At 43.6% G+C, this 22,527-nt stretch carries 13 protein-coding genes; 7 read left to right on the top strand and 6 right to left on the bottom strand.

The features are described 5' to 3' along the window. Positions 1-3 precede the first annotated feature (3 nt). Positions 4-8,199: an amino acid adenylation domain-containing protein gene (locus MHB79_RS01965; protein ID WP_340988806.1), complete on the top strand. Its 8,196-nt coding sequence runs from the start codon at positions 4-6 to the stop codon at positions 8,197-8,199. Between the two features lie 6 nt (positions 8,200-8,205). Beyond that, positions 8,206-8,946 carry a thioesterase II family protein gene (locus tag MHB79_RS01970; protein ID WP_050945481.1) on the top strand — a complete coding sequence of 247 codons (741 nt, stop codon included), beginning with the start codon at positions 8,206-8,208 and terminating at the stop codon, positions 8,944-8,946. Between the two features lie 35 nt (positions 8,947-8,981). On the opposite strand, the gene MHB79_RS01975 is transcribed toward MHB79_RS01970, so the two are convergent. Further along, positions 8,982-9,899, bottom strand: a complete 918-nt coding sequence (locus MHB79_RS01975) for a DMT family transporter (RefSeq protein ID WP_445661261.1) — start codon at positions 9,897-9,899, stop codon at positions 8,982-8,984. Positions 9,900-10,026: 127 nt separating this feature from the next. Here MHB79_RS01975 and MHB79_RS01980 point away from each other — a divergent pair, with 127 nt between their 5' ends. Next, positions 10,027-11,364, top strand: coding sequence for an aminotransferase-like domain-containing protein (locus MHB79_RS01980; RefSeq protein ID WP_322000192.1), 1,338 nt, complete (start codon positions 10,027-10,029; stop codon positions 11,362-11,364). Here MHB79_RS01980 and MHB79_RS01985 read toward each other — a convergent pair. Together MHB79_RS01985 and MHB79_RS01990 are read right to left on the bottom strand one after the other, a co-directional pair. After that, positions 11,361-12,053, bottom strand: a complete 693-nt coding sequence (locus tag MHB79_RS01985; RefSeq protein ID WP_050945484.1) for a 4'-phosphopantetheinyl transferase family protein — start codon at positions 12,051-12,053, stop codon at positions 11,361-11,363. The genes MHB79_RS01980 and MHB79_RS01985 overlap by 4 nt on opposite strands. A gap of 197 nt (positions 12,054-12,250) precedes the next feature. Beyond that, complete coding sequence (locus MHB79_RS01990) at positions 12,251-12,895, bottom strand: YczE/YyaS/YitT family protein (RefSeq protein WP_282061411.1); 645 nt, start codon at positions 12,893-12,895, stop codon at positions 12,251-12,253. Positions 12,896-13,429: 534 nt separating this feature from the next. On the opposite strand from MHB79_RS01990, the gene MHB79_RS01995 reads away from it, so the two are divergent. The 3 genes from MHB79_RS01995 to MHB79_RS02005 all read left to right on the top strand — a co-directional run bounded on the left by MHB79_RS01995 (position 13,430) and on the right by MHB79_RS02005 (position 18,436). Continuing rightward, positions 13,430-17,479 carry an isopeptide-forming domain-containing fimbrial protein gene (locus MHB79_RS01995; RefSeq protein ID WP_340988811.1) on the top strand — a complete coding sequence of 1,350 codons (4,050 nt, stop codon included), beginning with the start codon at positions 13,430-13,432 and terminating at the stop codon, positions 17,477-17,479. Positions 17,480-17,485: 6 nt separating this feature from the next. After that, positions 17,486-18,046 carry a class D sortase gene (locus MHB79_RS02000; RefSeq protein WP_212046401.1) on the top strand — a complete coding sequence of 187 codons (561 nt, stop codon included), beginning with the start codon at positions 17,486-17,488 and terminating at the stop codon, positions 18,044-18,046. Positions 18,047-18,151: 105 nt separating this feature from the next. After that, positions 18,152-18,436 carry an AbrB/MazE/SpoVT family DNA-binding domain-containing protein gene (locus tag MHB79_RS02005; RefSeq protein WP_050945487.1) on the top strand — a complete coding sequence of 95 codons (285 nt, stop codon included), beginning with the start codon at positions 18,152-18,154 and terminating at the stop codon, positions 18,434-18,436. A 40-nt stretch (positions 18,437-18,476) separates the two neighbouring features. Here MHB79_RS02005 and MHB79_RS02010 read toward each other — a convergent pair whose 3' ends face one another. From MHB79_RS02010 to tcyA, 3 genes are read right to left on the bottom strand one after another with little or no spacing between them, the layout of a single operon-like run. Then, positions 18,477-19,220: an amino acid ABC transporter ATP-binding protein gene (locus MHB79_RS02010; protein WP_050945488.1), complete on the bottom strand. Its 744-nt coding sequence runs from the start codon at positions 19,218-19,220 to the stop codon at positions 18,477-18,479. A 12-nt stretch (positions 19,221-19,232) separates the two neighbouring features. Further along, the gene (locus MHB79_RS02015; RefSeq protein ID WP_012008905.1) at positions 19,233-19,925 is read right to left on the bottom strand and encodes an amino acid ABC transporter permease; all 693 of its coding nucleotides are present in this window, start codon (positions 19,923-19,925) and stop codon (positions 19,233-19,235) included. After that, positions 19,912-20,727, bottom strand: coding sequence for a cystine ABC transporter substrate-binding lipoprotein TcyA (gene tcyA / locus MHB79_RS02020; RefSeq protein WP_003213831.1), 816 nt, complete (start codon positions 20,725-20,727; stop codon positions 19,912-19,914). Before tcyA ends, MHB79_RS02015 begins: the two co-directional genes overlap by 14 nt. Positions 20,728-21,052: 325 nt before the next feature. Here tcyA and MHB79_RS02025 point away from each other — a divergent pair, with 325 nt between their 5' ends. Continuing rightward, positions 21,053-22,486, top strand: coding sequence for an amino acid permease (locus MHB79_RS02025; RefSeq protein WP_445661246.1), 1,434 nt, complete (start codon positions 21,053-21,055; stop codon positions 22,484-22,486). Positions 22,487-22,527: the final 41 nt, after the last annotated feature.

Here is a 22,527-nt window from a genome sequence, read left to right on the forward strand (position 1 = left end):
ACGATGTTAATGAGTAGAAGAAAAGGACATGCAGCAAATCATATCGTCAGAATCAACGGAAAACGAATCGATCTCAAAGCATTAGAACAGGTCGTGATGCTTCATTTTCCGTTAAAGGAATGTGCATTCATCCCGAAGAAAAATGAAGAAGGTAGCCTCTCGCTTGTGCTATTTGCACAGGCGAAGGACCCTTCGCTAGCAAGAGAGGATCTAATGACAGGCGCGCTTCACCCTGATGAAGTGCCAGCCGCTCTCGTCTTATTGCCTTCCTTGCCAAGGACAGAAAGTGGAGCGGTCGATACAGAAGCACTGCTTTCGATTGACATCATTGATGAAGAGAGTTTGAGAAAGATAGAAGATCGTACGAAAGCTATAGATGGAGTAGAGGAAGCGGCTGCTCTCATTGAAAGTCAGACAGAAAAACAAACGCCTTATCACCTAGATGATCTGTTTCCTAATCGGCAGCGTGCGCAAGGGAACGAATCGATCTCGAAGGATGAAGAGGGCGAAACAAAGCAAGCATCTTGTCATGAAAAGCCGCCTGCACTTGTGTATGGCGGGGATGTCATCAAAAAACCAGGCACACCTGTCACACTGACAGAGGTGTTGATTCGATCAGCCTTTATGTCACCTGACCGCGGGGTGACCTACATCAAAGAAGGCGGGTGCACGTTGACCCAATCCTATCCTGAGTTACTCACAAACGCAGAACGGGTTCTGTCTGGTTTAAGGAAAGCAGGCCTGACAAACGGCGATCAAGTGTTACTACAATTGAAAGATCATCAAGATTTCATCACTGCGTTTTGGGGCTGTATTCTCGGTGGTATCATTCCGACTCCGGTTTCTGTACCGCCTGTTTATGATGAAACGAATCAAGCTGTGAACAAGCTGAAAGGCGTGTTTCGGCTGCAAAATGAACCGTTTATTATGACGAATGAAGCAAGTGCTGAGGACATTGCTGGGCTGCGTGAGTCATTTGAGGCAAAAGACATACCTATTTTAACAATCGAAACATTGCTCTCGTGTGAACCTGATGAACAGCATTATGAGCCAGAGCCAGATGAGCCTGTGCTTCAGCTGCTCTCTTCAGGTAGTACGGGTGTGCCAAAGTGTATTCGTCACAACCATCAAAGTATTTTATCTCGAATCATCTCTTTTGAGCAGACAAATGGCTTTACGCATGAGGATGTGTCGCTAAACTGGATGCCGCTTGATCATGTAGGAGGCATTGTCATGTTTCATGTGCATGACGTCTACTTTGGCTGCCAGCAGATTAGTCCATCCATCGATCAATTTATCGAGCGGCCGATGGTGTGGCTGGATTGGGTAGAAACATACGGCGTCACAAGGACATGGGCACCGAATTTTGCTTTTGCGATGATGAATGAATATGAGGACGACATTCGCAAGGGGAGCTGGGATCTCTCCACACTGACTTATATCATGAATGCAGCCGAAGCGGTTGTGCCAAAAGTGACGCAGCGCTTCATGCATATGATGGGCCAGCACGGATTAAGCCGTCATGCGATGGTGCCGGCGTACGGCATGTCTGAAACATCCTCAGCCATTGTTCAATCAAAGAAATTCATGCGGCATGGTGATCAGGATGGACAGCTGACGATTGATCAGACTTCGTTAACAGGTGAAATTCAATACGTGGCGCAAGATCATCCGCACAAAATGACGTTTACCGAAGTCGGTGCACCGATTCCGTCTGTATGGATTCGGATTGTAGACGAGCATCATCATGTGCTGCCAGAAGATCAGGTCGGGCGCTTGCAGGTGAAGAGTCCGACGATTATGATGGGCTATCATCAAAATGAGGAAGCCAATCAAGAGGTATTTGCGGAAAATGGCTGGTTTCACACGGGGGATTTAGGACTTATCCACGAAGGGCGTCTTGTTCTAACAGGCCGGGAAAAGGATATCATTGTCATCAATGGAGCCAACTATTTGAATTACGAAATTGAAGCAGTTGTGGAAGAGGTGGACGGGGTGGAAGTCACCTTTGCCGCTGCGTACGGCATCTACAATCCCGAATCAAGCAACGACACGCTTGCCGTCTTCTTTGTCACACAAAAGGATTCGCTAGAGGAACAAATCACGATGATTCAGCAGATTAGAGAGGCCATCATTCGTAAAATTGGCATAGAGCCCGATCACATCATTCCAGTGAAAAAAGACCAATTTCCGAAAACAGAAAGTGGAAAGATCCAACGTGCTCAGTTAGGCGCGGCGCTAAAAGAAGGGATATTCCGTGACATTGAAAGGGCACTGGACCTTGCTTCTGAAAATGAACAAACACTGCCAGATTGGTTTTTCAAACGCACTTGGGTAAAGGAGCATATTGGTCCGTCTCAGCCTGCTGCTGATCATGTACTCGTTTTCGAGGATGAAAAAGGGCTTTACCAATCACTTTACGCCCATTTTGAAAAAAGAAATCAGCCCTATGTTTCTGTGAAAAAAGGACATGAATTTTTGCGTCTCTCCAAAGGGATGTACCAGATGAACCCGAGAATCAAGGGGGATTATGTCAGGCTCGTTGCAGCACTTGAAGCAGATGAATTAAAGACAGGGTGCATACTCCATTTGTGGAATGTGGCAGACAAAGAAGCCATTGTTGAGCCTGCGCAGTTCACAGAAATGCATGCGAGGTCCAATCAATCGATTTTGTACTTGTATCAAGCATGGAGGCAAGAAAACAAAGAGCCTGTCCGGCTTGTTGTGGTGACAAAGGGTGGTCAATTTGTAAGCCCTGAAGACGATCTTCATGTGGAGAAAACGTCGCTCGTTGGTTTATTAAAAACCCTCCCGCAAGAATGGGAAGGAGCAGAGGTGTCCCATATTGATATTGAAGCGGAGCAAGTGGAGCAGGATGCAAAGCACATTGCTGATGAGCTGTCGGCGATTCATATAAAAGCAGAGGTGGCATACCGAAAAGGGCACAGGCTCGTACCAAAGCTGGAAAAAGTCGATATGATGAACGCACCTCAAACAGAAGGATTTTTAGAATATGAAGGACTTTATTTGCTGACCGGAGGACTCGGCGGTATTGGATTTGAACTGTCTAAGCAGATGTTCCAATTTGGCCTAAAGCTTGTATTGATTGGAAGGACTTCTTTGGAAGACAGCTTGGAAAAGAAAGAAGCGTTCTTACAGCTAAAAAGTCTCGGTGACGTTATCTATGTACAAGCGGATGTGACCGATTTAGCTGACGTGGAGCGGGCGATTTACAAAGCAGAAAAACATTTTGGTCAAACCATCCGGGGTGTGCTGCATTTAGCCGGTGCAGGCAATGTATCAGAGCATTTTCAGCATACAGATAAGTATACATTGGCGCATACGTCAGAAGAGGATTTTACAAAGGAACTGTCAGGGAAAGCAGACGGAGCGTTTGTCCTGCAGGAAGCCTTCAAGCATGATCCGGCAGTACCACTCGTCTTTTTTGGATCAGTAAATGGCTTTTTTGGCGGTACAACATTCGGGGCTTACTCTGCGGCCAACAGCTTTTTAGATGGGCTTGCGCACACGCTCACCTTTCAAGAAGGAAGACGGGCGATCTCTTTAAACTTTAGTATGTGGGATAATCTCGGTTTGTCTAAGGGACATACCGGCGCAGCCCTTACCGTCCGCAAGGGATTTCAATTGATTGGAAAGAAGCAAGGTCTCCATTCATTATGTCTAGGTGCTCGGCTGAATGAAGCGCATCTATTTATCGGACTAGATGGAGCCAATCCAGAAATCGCAGCGTATCTTCAGCCAGCGCCAATACCGACTTTTGAGAAAAAGCTTTTTTACACAGTTCAGCCTGGCAAAGAAGTGCATGTGGAAGATATCGCAGGCGGAACAAAAGGTGACTGGGATATTCAGCAAGTACAGGAAATACCGAAAAAACTAGATGGCTCTATTGATCATGAAGCCGTTAAGCTGAATCATCACAAAAATGGACAACCCCTTGAAAAACAATTGCCAGAAACGAAAACAGAGCAAATGCTTGCTGCCATATGGGAGGACATTTTAGACGTTGATCGTGTGTACAAAGAGGATCAATTCTTTGACCTTGGCGGACATTCATTAAAGGCGACTCAAACCATTTCTCGGATCAATCATGAGTTTTCAATCAAGGCGCCTTTAAAAATATTATTTGAAAGCAAGCATCTGGCACATTTGGCGCAAATGGTTGATGACATCAAAGAGGCACCTGCTGTTCAGGAAGCCAATATTCCAAAGCTGGAAAAGCGAACAAGCTATGAGCTGTCACATGCTCAGAAGCGTATTTGGTTCTTATCCACATTGGAAAAGAGCCATCATTACAATATATTAGGTGCTTGGAAGCTGACAGGACAATTGCACATTCAAGCGTTAACAAAAGCGATTGGTCTCTTAACGAAACGTCATGAAGCACTACGCGCAACTTTTCAATCGCTTGGCGGCAAGCCGGTTCAACTGATACGTGAAGACCTTCCACCATCTGTCACAGTTGCGAACTTCTCATTATTTAATGAAAAAACAAGAACGAGAAGACTCAAGCAGCTTATTCAGCAAGAAGCGAACCGCATTTATGATTTAGAAAGAGGGCCTCTTGCGCAGTGGACGATTGTGGATATGGGCAATGAAGAATTTTATCTTCTTTGCGCGCAGCACCATATCATTTCAGATGCATGGTCGCTCAGTCTGCTCATTCAGGAATTAGAAGTGGCATATGACGGGCTGCTTGCAGATGAAGCGCCGCAGCTCCCAGCGCTAGAAATCGAATGGACAGATTATGTCCATTGGGAAAATGAGCAAGTAATGCATCATCAAGTAGACCAAGCCTATTGGCTCGATCATTTACAAGGTGATCTTCCGGTGTTAGAGCTGCCGTTTGACCGTCCTCGCCCGCCAGTTCAAACATTTAACGGCGCTACAGAGCAAATCGTCTTGGAAGATACGCTTATCCGCCGTTTGCAGGCTTTGTCCAAGCAGCAGGGCACAACGCTGTTCATGACGATGCTGTCAGCGTACTACGTCCTGCTTCACAAGCTGTCAGGACAGACAGATATCATCATTGGTTCGCCGATCGCAGGGCGAGGTGCCAAGCAATCAGAGAAGCTTGTTGGAATGTTTGTGAATACACTCGCACTGAGACAGGATATCTCCACAGCAGATACGTTTGCTGATGTCATGGAAAACGTGAAGGAGATGACATTAAAAGCCTTCGAGCATCAGCGTTATCCATTTGATAAGCTTGTCGATGATCTTTCATTAGATAGAGATTTAAGTCGATCGCCTATTTTCCAAGTGGCGATGGGTTATGTAACAGATTCGCTCCATGTCAATCTCAAAGGGCTGACAAGTGAACATGTGATGGTTCATCATACAGTGTCTAAATTTGATCTCACCTTACATGTATTTGAACAGGGGGATCAGCTGTCGATCCAAGTGGAATACAATACAGATTTATTTGATCAAGAGACCATTCATCGTTATATGAATTATTATCTTCATCTGCTAGATGGTATGACATCTCAGCCTGAACGTACATTTTCTGATTATTGCTTAATGGACAAAGCGGAACAGGCTGCGATGATCATAGGGAAAAACCAAACGGCTACGCCATATCCAAAGCGCACCATTCAAGAGCTGTTTGAAGAACAGGTGCAGCGTGATCCGCACCGCATTGCCTTGTCTTATTTGGAAGAGCACATGACGTATCAAGAGTTGGATGAGAAGGCAACACAGCTTGCTGCTTACTTGCAATCAAAAGGAGTTGGACCAGGTTCACTTGTACCGATGCTTTTTGATCGTTCCTTTGACATGATTGTCTCAGTGCTAGGCATTGTCAAATCTGGTGCTGCATATGTTCCAATGTCACCAGAATATCCAGATGCGCGAATCCGCCTCATTGTTCGCGATACGCAAAGTGATGTGATCATCACTCAGTCTCATTTAATAGAGCGTCTAGTAGACTTTACAGGTACAAAGATTGAGATGGACAAGCCATTACCAGTAACAGATGCAGTGTATCAAAGAGAACAATCAATCATTGGAGAAGACCAGTTAGCCTATGTCAACTACACATCAGGCTCAACAGGTACACCAAAAGGCGTCATGCTCCCCCATGCAGGAGTTGTCCGTCTGGTTCGAAAAACAAACTATATAAAACTAGGTCCAGATGATAAGATGCTTCAGCTCTCAAACTATGCTTTTGATGCCTTTACATTTGAGTTGTGGGGCATGCTGCTGAATGGCGGTCAGCTCATTCTGATTCCGAAATATGCCGCACTGAATATGGATGAATTATCACGGCTGATCAAAGTGCATCAAGTGACAGCCAACTGTCTGCCAACCGCTTTATTCAATCGGCTGGTGGAGCACGATCCAAAAAGTGTAGCAGGCTACCGCACATTACTCGTTGGCGGAGAAGCGATGTCCAGTGAGCATGCACGAAAGGCACTGCCACATATGGAGGGTGTACTCATCAATGCTTACGGCCCAACAGAAAACACGACCTTAGCCACAACACATCAAGTCATGCACATGCCAGAGGAAGCAAGGTCAGTTCCGATTGGTGTCCCAGTATCGAATTCAACTGTTGTCATACTAGATGATGCGCTCAACCCAGTGCCAGCAGGCGTCAAAGGAGAAATTTACATCGGCGGCACAGGGCTGGCAAAAGGCTACCTTCATGATCCAGAGCGGACGCATGAACGGTTTATAGACAATCCATTCCCTGAACTAGGGGGAGACAGGCTGTATCGTTCAGGTGATCTAGGTACATGGCGTTCAGATGGCACCATTGAATATCTCGGCCGAAAAGACAACCTCGTGAAAATTAGAGGCTACCGGATTGAATGTGGAGAAATAGAGACAGCTCTCCTCAAGCATCCACAAGTAAAAGAATGTACAGTCATCGCCAAAACGTATGGCAGCTCAAAACGGCTGGCGGCCTACCTTGTCACAGACGGAGAGAATCCTGTTTCAGGCTGGAAAGCATTTTTACAGGAAAGCCTGCCAGGCTACATGATTCCAAGTTACTTTATTGTAATGGACGAAATGCCAGTTACAACAAACGGAAAGGTTGATCAAAAAGCACTGCCAGACCCAGCAGAAACGATCTCTCTTTCTCAAGGGGATGACAAACCAGTCACCGAAACACAGCAGTTGATTGTCACAGCTTTCAAGGACGTGCTTGGTGTCAAACAAGTAGGCATACATGACTCATTTTTTGATTTAGGCGGCGATTCAATTATGAGTATCCAAGCTGTTGCCAAATTAAAAGAACAGGGGATTCGTGTGGATCCAAAATGGATTTTCATGCATCCAGCGCCGGCTCAGCTAGCCGCACATGTGGACGCAATGCCAGAGGCCGGAGAGCACGTCGAAAGGTCTCCAAAGGACTACGTGATTGAGCTGAAAAAAGGCGATCCAGCCGTACCGAGGATTTTCTTTGCACCGCCTGCCGGTGGAACGGTGATGGGCTATATCGATGTGGCTAAGCTGATGACACATCAAGGCGCTGTGTACGCCTTGCAGTCTCCTGGCTTATATGAGGATGAAGAACCGCAATTCCTCCATTACACAGAGCTTGTGTCCATATTTGTTGAAGCCATTGAGACCTTCTATCGACCTGGTGTTGACTATCTAGCAGGGCATTCAATGGGCGGGCACCTTGCCTACGGAATGAATCAGCGGCTCTGCCATGCAGGAAAAGCGCCGAAAGGACTCATCATTTTAGATACCGTCCCTGTGTTAAGAGATGAGGCAGATCAGGCGCTCCATGCGGATATGAACGAAGAAGAAGTGAAAATGCTTGCGCTTGTCCTTGGAATGGGGAATCTTGTCGGCATCCAGCCAGAAGCATTACAAGGGCTGAGCTTCCAAGAAGTGAAGCAAAAAATACTCAAAGAGGCAGAAAAGGATGAAGTGGTTCATCAATTTATGAATGATCAGTATTTAGATAAATATTTGCAAATGCAAACGCATAATACAATCATGTCACAAGCCATTGAATTAGAAAAAGAACCATTCGATGTGCCGTTTTATATTGTACAAAGCAGTGATCACGCCATTGATTTTCAGAAGAAGTTCTCAGACTGGGAGGCTTATACGAAAGGATCATGCTCGTATTATCACATCAAAGGAGACCATGTCACCATGATGAAAAGGCCGCAGGCAGATGAACTGGCACGGATTCTTCAAACGATGATAAAGGGGTAAGAACATATGAACCATTTATTTAAAACCTTTGAAAAAAAATCAGACCTTATTCAACTTATTTGTTTTCCTTTTGCAGGCGGTTATTCCGCCTCGTACCGCCCGCTTTTTGAACAGCTAAAAGGCACTGCCGAAGTAACAGCAGCAGAGCCCCCAGGTCATGGAACCAATCTCATGCCGCTCGAAACGAGCATTGACCGATTGGCTGAGCTATACAAAGAAGGGCTCTCGGGCAACTTGAACCGCCCGTTTATCCTGTTCGGACATTCCATGGGAGGACTTGTTGTGTATAGACTGGCTCAGCTGCTAGAAAAGGAAGGAATCGATCCTGCAGCAGTCGTGATCTCGGCTATTCAGCCGCCGCAAACAAAACGACAGATCCTGACCCATTTATCGAATGAAGCATTTGTTCAGCATATTGCCGAAATGGGCGGGATTCCAAAGGAATTATTAGAGAACAAACCAATGATGGATTACTTTACGCCGTCCTTACGTGCAGACTATCAGGCGCTGGAAACCTTCCAGCACAAAGATCAATCCATCATCGAAACACCCGTTTATTTATTCAATGGAACAAAAGATGAAAAATGCATGAAAGATGCAAATGGCTGGCTGCCATGGGCAAAAACCATCGAACGCACCAATTTCGAAGGAGGGCACATGTATATCAACACACACCTCGAGCCCTTCGCAGAACAGATGAGACATGTGATTGACGTTGCAAGCAAACAACAATTAATGAAACTTTAAAAGAAAGCGGTCCTCCTTAAAGGGACCGCTTTTTCTTATGAATTCCGCTTTTTCACCACATTCCCGCCAATCACTCCGCCAATGACCAGCACACCTCCGATGAGATGATACCAATCGATTGTTTCATGTAAAATGAGAACCCCAGCGGCAACTGTAATAAACGCAGATAAATTGTTAAAGATGCTGACCTTTGCCGCTTCAAGCTGAGAAAGGGCATAGTTTGATAAATATGCCGTGAGAAGTGATGAAAGAATGCCTAAAAAGAGCATTGACCATACAAAGGATGGTTGTGTAAATGGGCTGAAAAATTGCGGCATTGTCCCGTTTGCTGAATGCTGGATGAGCGCAGCGGCATTGAAGAAGACAAATCCAAAGAATGTCATCACGAAAGTGAGTTCAATCACATGGAAGCGCCGTGTAATCACTCGGGCAAATACACTGTATGCACTGGAGGATAAGGCTGAAAGTAATATCAGTCCATAGCCGATCATGTGTGAATGCTTCACATCAATTCCCTTCATGACAAAGAGAAGCATCACCCCGCACACAGAAAGAATGGTAAACAGCACTTGGATCCATGTCGCGCGTTCCTTTAAAAACCACGCGGCAAACACCATCGTCAGAATGGGGATCGTTGCCTGAATAATACCAGCCTCTGACGAAGAGGTATACATCAGCCCCCATACTTGAAAAGCAAAAAACAACACAGGATAAAGCAAGGAAAACGGTACGATGTAGAGAAGATCACGCCATTGAATGGAGAGGCGGATCTTCTTTCGTAAAAATGGATAAAGCGATAGTGCGGCTGCAAAAGAAACTGTAAAGCGGTGTGCTAATAAATCAATCGGGTTTGCTGATTCTAATGCAATTTTGACAAACAAAAATGAAAAACCAATGATCGTGGCGTAGCCTATCGCGGCAGCATACGCTTTTTGTTTTGAAATGTCCACAATTTGACTCCTTATACGAGCATGCATGCTTCAGTTGAATTGACCGGTTCTGTTCTTCTATCGTAATCGGATCATCTAAGGTGTACAATAAGAGAACATGATATCTGTACCGGTACAAGGAGGAAGTGGTGTGAGGAAATATGATCAGCTTGTTCTCAGCTTAAAAGAGAAGATGACGTCTGGTGAATACCATGCAGGCATGAAGATCCCCTCCATTCGCCATTTGGCGGCTCAATATGCAGTGAGTAAAAGCACTGTCATCAAAGCACTAGACACATTAGAACGTGAACATCTGCTGTATTCTGTAGAAAGAAGCGGCTATTATGTCGTGAAAACAAAGCAGTCAGCGGGGAAACAGGATAGCACATGGATTGATTTTGCTTCATCTGCACCTGATCCCGTCGTGTTTCCATATGTTGATTTCCAGCACTGCATCAACCAAGCCATCGATTTGTATCAAAATGACTTGTTTATATACGGCACATCCAACGGATTACCCTCGCTGCTGCCAGTCATTTCTAAGCGATTAATGGATTATCAAGTGTTTGCAAATCCAGAACAGATCGTTATGACTTCTGGTATTCAGCTGGCGTTATCCATTTTAAGCACCATCCCTTTTCCGAATGGCAAACAGACCATATTAGTCGAACAGCCAGGCTATCATCTATACCTTCAATATTTAGAAAAAAATCAACTGCCTGTACGGGGGATTCAGCGGACGGAAAAGGGGATTGATCTTCAAGAATTGGAGCGTATCTTTCGAGAAGAGGAGATTCGTTTTTTCTATACGATGCCAAGGTTTCAAAACCCGCTTGGAACGAGCTTGTCAAAGCAGGAGAAAAGAGCGATTGCAGCTCTTGCCGAGACATATGACGTCTATATCGTTGAAGATGATTACATAGCCGATTTAGAATTCGACGCAAAAAGAGACCCGATCTATTCGTACGATCAGGCGGGGAAGGTCATTTATTTAAAAAGCTTCTCCAAAATCATCTTTCCAGGACTTCGAACAGGAGCGGTCGTCTTACCTGAGGAACTGATTAGACCTTTTAGCGAACACAAACGGCTCATTGACATCGACAGCTCCATGCTGTCACAGGCAGCCTTAGAAATATATTTAAAAAGCGGGATGTTTGAACGGCATCGAGACAGAATGCGGGCGACCTATCGCAACCGATCCAAACAACTAGTGACATGCCTGAAAAGCGATCAAATCGCTTATCAACTGGGAGAAGAGGAGCCAGCTACTCATACACATGTACGTTTCGATCGGTCAATTCCGATGAACCAGCTCATTCAGCAGTTGAAAAAGGCATCTGTTTCCATTCAGTCAATCGACCGCCATTATCTGTCGACTTATCAAAAAGACCCCATTCTTCAGTTGAACATTTGGCATGTGAAAGAAGAGCAAATCACACGTGGAGTCGATTTGATAAAGACAGCATTTCAGCAAATTGGGCGATATTAAAGACGAGACAGTACATCACTACAAGAGAGTATCTCAACACGTTCAGCCGCAGAAGGCTTTCGTGTACACACCGCCATTTGGTAGGTAGGATCAAGTGAGTATGTTTGAACAAAGCAGGGCGCTTCATGATCAGGTAATGCAAGCGTCGCCTGTCCATCCTCTGACAGGCGGGCTGTAAAGGACGAAAGACCATAAGATAATCCCTTTCCAGTCAGCTTGATAAAGGCCTCCTTCATTGACCATAAATGAAAGAAGTAGGCTTCCTGCCGTTCTGCCGGTTGTGAAAGTAAATCCTCATACTCATCTGCTGAAAAAAATCGTTTAGCAATCGCTAGATCAATCGGTTTGATCTCCTCAATATCAATACCTACAGGTGCATCATCTATTGCGCATACGACCCAATCACCAGAGTGAGAAAGATTAAAATGAAAAGAAGGAATGTGCCGGACGACAGGCTTGCCATTGCCCTCTGTTTCAAAAACGATCTCATCAAAAGGCAGATCGTACATATCATGGATCATCTGACGAACCAGAACCTCACCTAACAAGGTCCTTCTTGCATCGACCAAAAAGCGAAAGCGCTCAGCCGCAGCACGTTTTTCAGCTGAAACAAAGGGTTTCAATTGATCGATTTGTTTTCGTGCATGGATGTCATCTAAATGCTGTAATTGGATAGCGAAAATCTTCATAATGAACCTCTAATTTTTTACATTGATTGTACCATTGGAGAGCGCCGTACAAAAGGGAAACAGACCTCCTTTTCAGCGAAAGCTCAAAATGACAGGAAGTGGAAGGGTTGGGTTGATTTCCTCTTATGAATATAAGAAAAATCTGTTTATTTATTTTGACACAAGAAAAGCCATTCTTTTTGTAGAATGGCTTGTTCTTATCGGATAAGCGTCTGAACAGGTTTCTCTGCTGTTTTTGTAATAAGCAGATGCAGGAGCCGTGTCGATTGCGGTAAGGAGAATCGAAGGACGAGACCTGTAAAAATAGCCGTCAGAATCGTGCCAACGCCAATCGGCCCGCCGAGCATCCATGCAAATAAAAGCACTGTTAGCTCAATGCCATTTCGCACCCACTGCACGTTCAATCCTGTTTTCGCTGAGATGAGCAGCATTAATGAATCCCTTGGCCCGGCGCCAAGATTCGCTGAGACATAAATGCCAACACCATAACCTGAAACCACAACGCCCGTAATAAACACATATAAAGCGGGTAAATACCCATGTGGTGCAGGCAATACCGCATTAAAGAAATCTATAAACATACCAATCAGCACCATGTTCAGTAATGCGCCGATCTTTGGAAATGATTTCGTAAAAACAGATGTTAGTGTCACAATGAGTGCACCAATAATGATGGACCACTGTCCAATCGTGAGTCCAAAGTGCTGAAACAGTCCGTAGTGGAAAGCGTCCCAAGGACCAATGCCTAGAATCTTTCCTTTCACTGTCAGCGATAGTCCAAAAGCTAGTACGATCAATCCAACAAAATAAAAAAACCAACGTAAAAGATGTTCCCGCTTCAAAAGCTTTCCCTTCTTTCTTAAACACTCGAATTCAATCGTAACATACTCCCACGCCCCTTTAAATGGCTTTGCTCAATTGTAATCGCTTACTTATAAAAAGAATTTTTCGCATCGTAAAAGGTCAAAACAAGAGCAAGACTTTCGACTTGTTTTTTTTAACAAAGTGAACCAATCATTCCCTTTTTTTAAGATAAAATGAAAAAAATTCAATATATACTGACAAAAAAATAAGCATCACCCAATTAAAGAATATTTATCTTTAAATAGAAAGGATTGTATGTAATTCACATTATAAGACCTGTTTGGAAAATAGATAGATGAGGAATTTCGGGATGGAAAAAGGTTATTTTATTGGAAAAACATAAGCAAATCAATCATCGGGAGGTATTTAGTTCAAAATGTCTATTTTTGTCGAAAATAGTCATTTAGTCCTGTTGAGGCTTTTGAAATCTTACTGATATTCTTTACCAAAGTGTGGGAGGTGAACTGGTACATACCATTATGATTAAAGCAGGGAAAAGGGGATGTCAAAAAATGAATATATTAAAAAGAACGAGTCAATTATTTCTTATATTGGTGTTGATTGCTGGAAATTTATTAACAGTCTCACCACCTGTTACGAAAGCCGCTGGGACGGTGGTTGTCAATAACACAGATTCCTACATGATTGGAAATGGTAAGTTAGTTCTTTATCAGCTTGATGGGCAAAACCCAACAAACGTAAAGGCTAGTGTACAGGTGAAGGGAATTAATTCGTCTGTAGTGAACGGTGTTGCTGTGAATGATCAAGAAAACACAGTGTATGCAACTACGACAGCAAGTGGAGAGCCAGTTCTTTATAAAATAAATGCGACCACTGGACAAGCAGAGCGTGTAGGTGTTTTAGGCGGAAGAGCGCCAAATGCCGTTGTTTATAACGGTAAATATATTCATTCGTATGCGGTTGGTGGAGAACCCTACCTTGCAACGTACGACTTAGCAACTGGTCAAAAAACGGCCAAGAAAATTGCCGGTTATGACGTTGGCCCTGGCATTGGCGGAGACATTGGCGGAGACCTTGTAGTCGATAAGGATGGCTATCTTTGGTTCGCATCTAATACCAGTGGGTCCATTGCGCAAATGAATCCTGAAACAGCTGAAGTAATTCGAGTGATTCCAATCACAAATGCAGATGGTAAACCTATTGAGGGAGGAGTACGAGGAATTAGCTTTTTGCCAAATGGACAAATGCTATTACAATCAGGAAAAGATGACTCTATCGGTCATTCTACTCTTTTCACACTTGATGCGAAAACATTAAGTACAACATATATGGGCACTGCAGGTGATTCATTATCTTACGACTTAGCTTCAAGGGTGAAGCCCGAATTTGATCCATATCCTCCTAACCTTGAATCAGAAAAATCTGTTGCCTTACAGAAAAAAGCAGAAGGCAACACAGATGAAAAGAATCCAGAAGTAGGCGACACTTTGCTTTATACAATTAGAGCAAAAAATACGGTGCAATACGGTATTCTTAAAAATCTGACCATATCAGATAACCTTCCGAGCAGCTTAGCCTATGTGCCAGGCTCACTTAAGGTGGATGGCGCAGGCGTAACAGATGCAAAAGACCAAGACAAAGGTGATTTTACAAACGGTACTGTTACAGGTCAAATAGGTGATGTGAAAGACACCGATTGGCACACCGTGACATTTGAAGCGAAAGTAGCAAAAGGTCAAGCTGGCAAAGATATTCAAAATACAGCCAATGTCAAAGGGGAAAACACACCGCCAGACAAACCAACAACAAACATAGAAATTTATCCTCGTGATCCAAAGCTTGAATCAGAAAAATCAGCGGTCTTACAGAAAAAAGCAGATGGTAATACAGATGAGAAGCACCCAGAAGTAGGCGACACATTACTGTATACCATTCAAGCCCGTAACGCTGTTGAAGATAGTGTGATTGAAGACCTTGTGATTTCTGACAAGTTACCTCAAGGATTATCTTATGTACCAAATTCTCTTCAGATAGATGGGAATCCAGTTACAGATGTAAAAGATGATGACAACGGTGATATGACAGGTGGAACTGTCACTGGAACGTTCGGTGAAGTGAAAGATGCGAAATGGCATACCGTGACATTTGAAGTCACAGTTGAAAAAGGTCAGGCAGGCAAAGACATTCAAAATACAGCGAGTGTCACAACCGGCAACACACCGCCAGACGAGCCGACAACGAATGTAGAAATCTATCCTCGTGACCCGAAGTTGACTTCTGAAAAATCAGCCGTCCTGCAGAAAAAAGCAGATGGTAATACAGATGAGAAGCATCCAGAGGTCGGTGATACCCTTCTTTATACGATTAAAACAAAGAATACGATAGAAGACAGTCTCGTTAAAAACTTAGTGATCTCAGATGAACTGCCAGAAGGATTAGCATATGTGCCAAATTCACTTGAAGTAGACGGACAAGCGGTGACAGATGAGCAAGATCAAGACAATGGGGATGTCACAAACAGAACCGTATCAGGACAATTCGGTGACATTAAGGATACAGATTGGCATACCGTGACGTTTGAGGTCACGATTCAAAAAGGACAGTCTGGTAAAGACATTCAAAATACAGCGAGTGTCACAGGTGAAAATACACCACCAGACGATCCAACAACAAAAACAGAAATCTATCCGCGTGATCCAAAGCTTGAATCAGAAAAATCAGCGGTTTTGCAGAAAAAAGCAGAAGGTAACAAAGATGAGAAACATCCAGAAGTAGGGGACACCCTTCTTTATACGATTAAAACAAAGAACACGATAGAAGACAGTCTTGTTGAAAATCTAGTGATCTCAGATCAATTGCCAAAAGGGCTGAAGTATGTCGCTGGTTCTCTTGAGATTGATGGAGAATCCGTCACAGATGTGAAAGATGACGATAGCGGTGACTACACAGATGGAAAGGTCACGGGGTATTTTGGCGATGTGAAGGACACGGACTGGCACACTGTGACGTTTGAAGTGACAGTTGAAAAGGGACAGGCTGGTCAAGACATTCAAAACACAGCCGAAGTAACAGGTGAAAACACGCCGCCAGATGATCCAACAACGAAAACAGAAATTTACCCTCGTGAACCAAAACTAGCATCAGAAAAGGATGCAAGCATTCAGAAAAAAGCTGAAGGTAACACAGATGAAAAGACACCTCAGGTAGGAGATACCCTTCTTTATACGATCAAAACAAAGAATCTTGAAGAAGACAGCATCGTTAAAAATTTAGTCATCGCAGATCAACTGCCAGAAGGTCTTGAATACGTCGAAGGATCATTAAAAGTAGATGATCAAGCCGTCACAGATGCAAAAGATGACGACAACGGAGACTACACAAAAGGCACAGTAACTGGTCAATTTGGCGATATCAAAGACACGGACTGGCATACGATTACTTTTGAAGCGAAGGTTGCTAAAGGCCAATCAGGTAAAAGCATTCAAAACACAGCGAAAGTAACAGGCGAAAACACACCACCAGATGAGCCGTCAACCGAAACAAAAATTGATCCAAAGGATCCAAAGCTTGAATCAGAAAAAACATCTAAGATTTCTCAAAAAGCAGAAGGGAATAAAGATGAAAAACAAGTTCAAGTAGGCGACACCCTTCTTTATACCATCAAAGCAAAAAATAGTGTAGAAGACAGTGTCATCAAAGATCTAGTCATCACAGATCAACTGCCAGAAGGTATTGAATACGTCGAAGGGTCATTAAAAGTAGATGACCAAGCCGTCACAGATGCAAAAGATGACGACAACGGAGACTACACAAAAGGCACAGTAACCGGTCAATTTGGCGATATCAAAGACACGGACTGGCATACGGTTACTTTTGAAGCGAAGATCGCTAAAGGCCAATCAGGTAAAAGTATTCAAAACACAGCGAAAGTAACAGGCGAAAACACACCGCCAGATGAGCCGTCAACCGAAACAAAAATTGATCCAAAGGATCCAAAGCTTGAATCAGAAAAAACATCTGAGATCTCTCAAAAAGCAAAAGGTAATACAGATGAAAAACAAGTTCAAGTAGGCGACACCCTTCTTTACACCATCAAAACAAAAAATAGTGTAGAAGATAGTGTCATCAAAGATCTAGTCATCGCAGATCAACTGCCAGAAGGTCTTGAGTATGTCGAAGGGTCATTAAAAGTAGATGCACAAGGTGTCACAGATGCAAAAGATGACGACAACGGAGACTACACAAAAGGCACAGTAACCGGTCAATTTGGCGATATCAAAGATACGGACTGGCATACGATTACTTTTGAAGCGAAGATCGCTAAAGGATATGAAGGTAAAACCATTCAAAATATCGCAGTTGTGAAGGGTGAGAATGTGGACGAACCAGACAAACCTGAAAACTCCACAACGGTAGAACCGCCGCATGTGCCAGAGGTGCCAGGGAATCCAGAACAGCCTTCTCATTCAGAACCGGATACACCTGGTCATCATCTTCCGAACACTGCAACAGCGATGTACAACCTTTTACTAGCAGGATTTGCACTTGTGCTAATAGGTGCCTCCCTTATTGTATGGAAAAGAAGAAAAAGAAACGAATAATTGTCCATGTTTCAAAAAATCATCTCAACTCTATTGATCACAGCAGGTATTTGTCTTGTGATGATAGGATATATGAGGATCGTTGATGGGCAAAGGCAAGTAGATCAATCTTTCCAGTCTGCACAAGCAGCCATCCAGCAAAAGGGGCAAACAGATTCCCCTTTTGTCCCGAAGGCTGGTGAAATCATTGGGCTCTTGCACATTCCAAAGTTAAATGCTGAGTTACCAATTGTAGAAGGAACAGAAGCGGAGGATTTAGCAAAGGGCGTTGGTCATTATCACGAAAGCTATTTACCTAATGAACAAGGACAAATCGTTTTATCTGGGCATCGTGATACTGTGTTTAGACGAACAGGAGAACTGGTGAAAGGGGATCAACTCGTCATTGAGCTTTCATATGGACGATTTACCTATGAAATTGAGAAAACAAAGATTGTGAAAAAAGATGATCAAAGTATTATTACATTGCAACAGGAAAAGGAAGAACTTATCCTCACCACATGTTATCCTTTTTCTTTCATTGGTCCTGCACCAAACAGATATATCATATATGGGAAGCGTGTTTAGCCACTGGATCAGCCTGCAACTTATCCTTTCACTAACCGATTAGAGCGCTTCATTCCTTGATAAAAAGGGAATCGCCTATATCTAGAGATGCAGGAGGGGGTCAATTTGTTAAATCAAGACTATGTAAGATATATAGATAACTTTGGAAGAATTGTTCTTCCGACAGATATAAGAAAACGGTTGAAAATTCATCCGCGCGATTTTATGGAGATTTATCGAGAAGAAGACCAAATTGTCATGAAGCCGTATTGGCAGGATAAACCTTGTATCGTCACAGGGGAAGTGACAGGCTCCAACAAAGTGCTATCGGGTGGAGTGGTTATCAGTCCAGAGGGAGCGAGACTGCTCCTGCAAGATTTACTGGCGCTTCGCTTGCAAAAGGAAATATAAAAAAAGGCTGTTCTCATCACGTGAGAACAGCCTTTTTTCATCATACTGGATTCAAAATCCGGTTTAAGAATTGTTTTGTTCGTTCTTCCTTTGGTCGTTTGAAAATTTCTTCGGGAGGACCTTGTTCGACGATGACGCCGCCATCAATAAAAATCACTTCGTCTGCTACTTCTTGGGCAAACTTGATTTCATGTGTGACAACTGCCATGGTCCAGCCTTCTTTCGCTAAATCCTTCATGACCTTTAAGACTTCCCCGACAAGCTCAGGGTCAAGTGCAGAGGTGGGCTCATCAAAAAGCATGAGCTCTGGCTGAATGGCAAGTGCACGGGCAATCCCGACACGCTGCTTTTGACCGCCTGAGAGCTGGAATGGATACAGATCCTTTTTATCTTCCAGACCGACCTTTTGCAAGAGCTGGATGGCTTCTTTTCGAACCATTTCCTTTGGACGGCGCTGTACTTGGACAGGACCTTCCATCACATTTTCAAGCACGGTGCGGTGTGGAAACAGGTGATAATCTTGAAACACCATTCCCGATTTCCGGCGAAGCTTCAGCAGATCAGCTGACTTATTTTTTTTCGAAAAATCAATCGAGAAATCATCGAAGGTAAAGGAGCCGCCATTTGGTGTTTCAAGTGCATTTAAACAGCGAAGCATCGTTGTTTTTCCTGAACCTGATGGGCCAAGAATGGCGACAACCTGCCCTTTGTTGATCGTAAAATCTATTGACTTTAAAATCTCATTTTCACCAAAGGATTTCTTGAGACCTTTGACTGTTAGCATGTCGTTCCCTCCTTACCTTGCGACATATCGATCAAGTCGTTTTTCAATTTGATGCTGAACGAGCGATAGAATGAAGCAGAATACCCAATAGATCAGGGCTGCCTCCATATAAATGAACAAGATCTGATCCAAGTTCGCCGCAGCAATTTCCTGTGATTTACGGAACATCTCTGCTACGAGGATTTGGGAGGCAAGAGATGTATCCTTCACCAAACTAATGAATGAATTAGATAGCGGTGGAATCGATACACGCACAGCCTGCGGTAAAATCACGCGGACGAGCGTTTTACGATGCGTCATCCCGATTGAATAACCAGCTTCCCATTGACCTTTAGGAACAGATAGGACGGATGCACGGATAATTTCCGATGCATACGCACCTACGTTTAATGAAAAAGCGATAATGGCACTTGGATATGGATCCAGTGTGATATTAAATGTCGGAAAGAAATAGAAAATAATAAACAATTGCACAAAAAGCGGCGTTCCGCGAACGGCCGACACATAGATGGAAAAAATCCATCTGAGGGCTTTGATTTTAGACATTCTAGCAAGTGCTGTCACAAGCGCGATAAAAATACCAATAATAAAAGCAATGATGGCGAGGGGGATTGTGTAATAAATCCCCTGCATCACCATTGGCCAAAAAGATTGCTGAAGAAGATCCCAAGGAATGACGACTCCTAGGGTATTACTTTGTAACATCTTCACCAAACCATTTCTTAGAAATCTTAGCAAGTGTACCGTCTTTTTTCATTTCTTTTAATGCGCCATTCACTTTGTCAACGACTTCGCCGCTGCCTTTTCTGAATGCAAAGTAAGTTTCTTGAGGATCTCCTGTTTCAAATGCAACTTTTAGGTTTTTGTTCCCGCTTGTTTTCAAGTAATTCAATACAGCCAGCTTGTCATTGAACGTCAGATCAGCACGTCCTTGCTGAATCAATTGAATCGATTGTGCAAGACCTTCAACGCCTTCAATTTTAGCACCAGCATCTGTAGCTAGTTTATTGTAGTTACTTGTTAATGATTGTGCTGCTTTTTTGCCTTTTACATCAGATAGTTTCTTGATGTCGTTGTTATCTGATTTTGTCACAACAATGGCTTGAGACGTTGTGTATTTATCAGAGAACTCGTATTGATTTTCACGTCCAGTTTTACCAACTTGGTTCGCTACCACGTCAAAACGTTTTGAATTCAGTCCAGCAAACATGCTGTCCCATTGTGTTTCTTTGAATTCAGGTTTTAAGTCAAGACGTTTTGCTACTTCTGTGATGACTTCTACATCGTAGCCAGTTAATTTATCTGTCTTTTTGTCATGGAATGTGAAAGGAGCATAAGTTCCCTCTGTTCCGATCGTCAGAACACCTTTATCCTGAATGGATTTCCAAAGGTCACCTGATTCCTTAGACCCAGATTGTTTATTCGCGTTGTCGCTTGCACCAGATCCACATGCCGTGATCAATGCAACACAAGCGCCTAACATAATGGCAAAGAACATTTTTTTCATTTTATTCCCCACTTTTCTTGTTGGTATTTACAACATATGATCTTACAGAGAAGCAACCTAAAAGTAAAGCATTTGAAACTAGCTTGAGCGAATCTCACCAACTTTATGCCCGCAACCCGTTTCTTTCAAACCTCTCACGTCTACAAAGCCTTTCATCTTTTATTTGTGCGAACATTATTAAAATAAAGACTTTGAGACAGTGACCATAGAAGGAAGCATATTTATTATAAAAGATGTATAATTAGTAGGTTGTTTTGAAAATGGAATGAATCACATGGAGACATGTTTTGATAAGTTATCATCTTAGAAGAAGGAGGGCATCATTGTGGATGTTGGACAAAATCAGCCCGAGCAATTGAAAAGGGCGATGACCTCTCGTCATTTATTTATGATTTCACTTGGCGGTGTCATTGGGACAGGCTTTTTCTTAGGAACGGGGTATACGATTGGACAAGCAGGGCCAGTTGGAGCCGTTCTTTCTTATATTGTGGGCGGATTGATTATGTATTTAACCATGCTGTGTCTTGGAGAGCTGTCGGTTGCACTTCCTGTGTCCGGGTCGTTTCATACGTATGCGACGAAATTTGTCAGCCCTGCAGCGGGTTTTGCGGTCGGCTGGATTTATTGGCTTGGCTGGGCAGCAACGGTCGCCCTAGAATTTTTATCAGCAGGACAGCTGATGAGGCGCTGGCTTCCACAAGTGGATGTGTGGATTTGGTGTCTCGTATTTGGACTGTGTCTTTTCTTATTAAATGCCCGGTCGGCGAAAGCGTTCGGGGAGTCGGAGTTTTTCTTTTCAACCATTAAGATTATTGCGATTTTACTCTTTATAGGTGTAGGCGGAGCGGCGATGTTTGGTTTTATTGAAACAACGAGCGGTGAACCTGCCCCTTACTTCAGTCATTTTGTGAGTGATGGGCTGTTTCCAAATGGATTGCTCGCCGTTGTGGTCACGATGATCACCGTGAACTTTTCATTCCAAGGAACAGAGCTGATCGGGATTGCGGCAGGAGAAAGTGAAAACCCTGAGAAAACCGTTCCTCGCTCAATTCATCAGACTGTTTGGCGTACACTCGTCTTTTTCGTCCTATCTATTTTCGTCTTAGCGGGTATGGTGCCTTGGAAGGAAGCGAGTGTGCTGCAAAGTCCGTTTGTTACTGTATTTGAGAGAACGGGCATTCCTTTTGCGGCAGATATCATGAACTTTGTCATTATCATCGCTTTATTATCTGTTGCCAACTCTGGCTTGTACGCATCGACGAGAATGCTCTATTCCTTATCGAAAGAAGGAATGGCAGGAAAAGCATTTAGACGCGTGAATCAGCGCGGTATTCCGATGAATGCCTTACTGCTCACGTTCCTGTTTACAGGGATTTCGCTATTATCCGGGTTCTTTGCAGAGAAAACAGTATTTGCCTGGATCGTGTCCATTGCCGGCATGAGTGCCCAGACTGGCTGGATCACCATTACCTTATCACAAATGCTTTTCCGCAGAAGATATCTTAAAGCAGGCGGAAAGCTGGAAAACTTAAAATTTAAAACCCCTCTTTATCCAATTCTGCCGATTATTGCGATTACTCTCAACACCATTGTGTTGATCAGCCTTGCCTTTGATCAGGAGCAGCGCATCGGGTTATATGTCGGCGTCCCTCTCATGATCATTGGGTATGTCGTCTATCACCGCTATGTGAAAAAGCATCAGGCGAAAAGTGAACCGCTTAAGCTGCAAATTCATGGAGATGATGAGATTCGGTTTTAAACTAGAAAAAAGAAGCCAACCCAATGGGGAGGCTTCTTTTT

It is taken from the genome of Bacillus sp. FSL M7-0558 (genome assembly GCF_038003245.1).
In the GTDB taxonomy this organism is placed as follows: domain Bacteria; phylum Bacillota; class Bacilli; order Bacillales; family Bacillaceae; genus Bacillus; species Bacillus pumilus.

Excerpts from the sequence above, each read along its gene's own strand:
- MHB79_RS01965 (WP_340988806.1), top strand. The coding sequence starts at position 4 with ATGTTAATGAGTAGAAGAAAAGGACATGCAGCAAATCATATCGTCAGA.
- MHB79_RS01970 (WP_050945481.1), top strand. The coding sequence starts at position 8,206 with ATGAACCATTTATTTAAAACCTTTGAAAAAAAATCAGACCTTATTCAA.
- MHB79_RS01985 (WP_050945484.1), bottom strand. The coding sequence starts at position 12,053 with ATGAAGATTTTCGCTATCCAATTACAGCATTTAGATGACATCCATGCA.
- MHB79_RS01995 (WP_340988811.1), top strand. The coding sequence starts at position 13,430 with ATGAATATATTAAAAAGAACGAGTCAATTATTTCTTATATTGGTGTTG.
- MHB79_RS02000 (WP_212046401.1), top strand. The coding sequence starts at position 17,486 with ATGTTTCAAAAAATCATCTCAACTCTATTGATCACAGCAGGTATTTGT.
- MHB79_RS02010 (WP_050945488.1), bottom strand. The coding sequence starts at position 19,220 with ATGCTAACAGTCAAAGGTCTCAAGAAATCCTTTGGTGAAAATGAGATT.
- MHB79_RS02015 (WP_012008905.1), bottom strand. The coding sequence starts at position 19,925 with ATGTTACAAAGTAATACCCTAGGAGTCGTCATTCCTTGGGATCTTCTT.
- tcyA (WP_003213831.1), bottom strand. The coding sequence starts at position 20,727 with ATGAAAAAAATGTTCTTTGCCATTATGTTAGGCGCTTGTGTTGCATTG.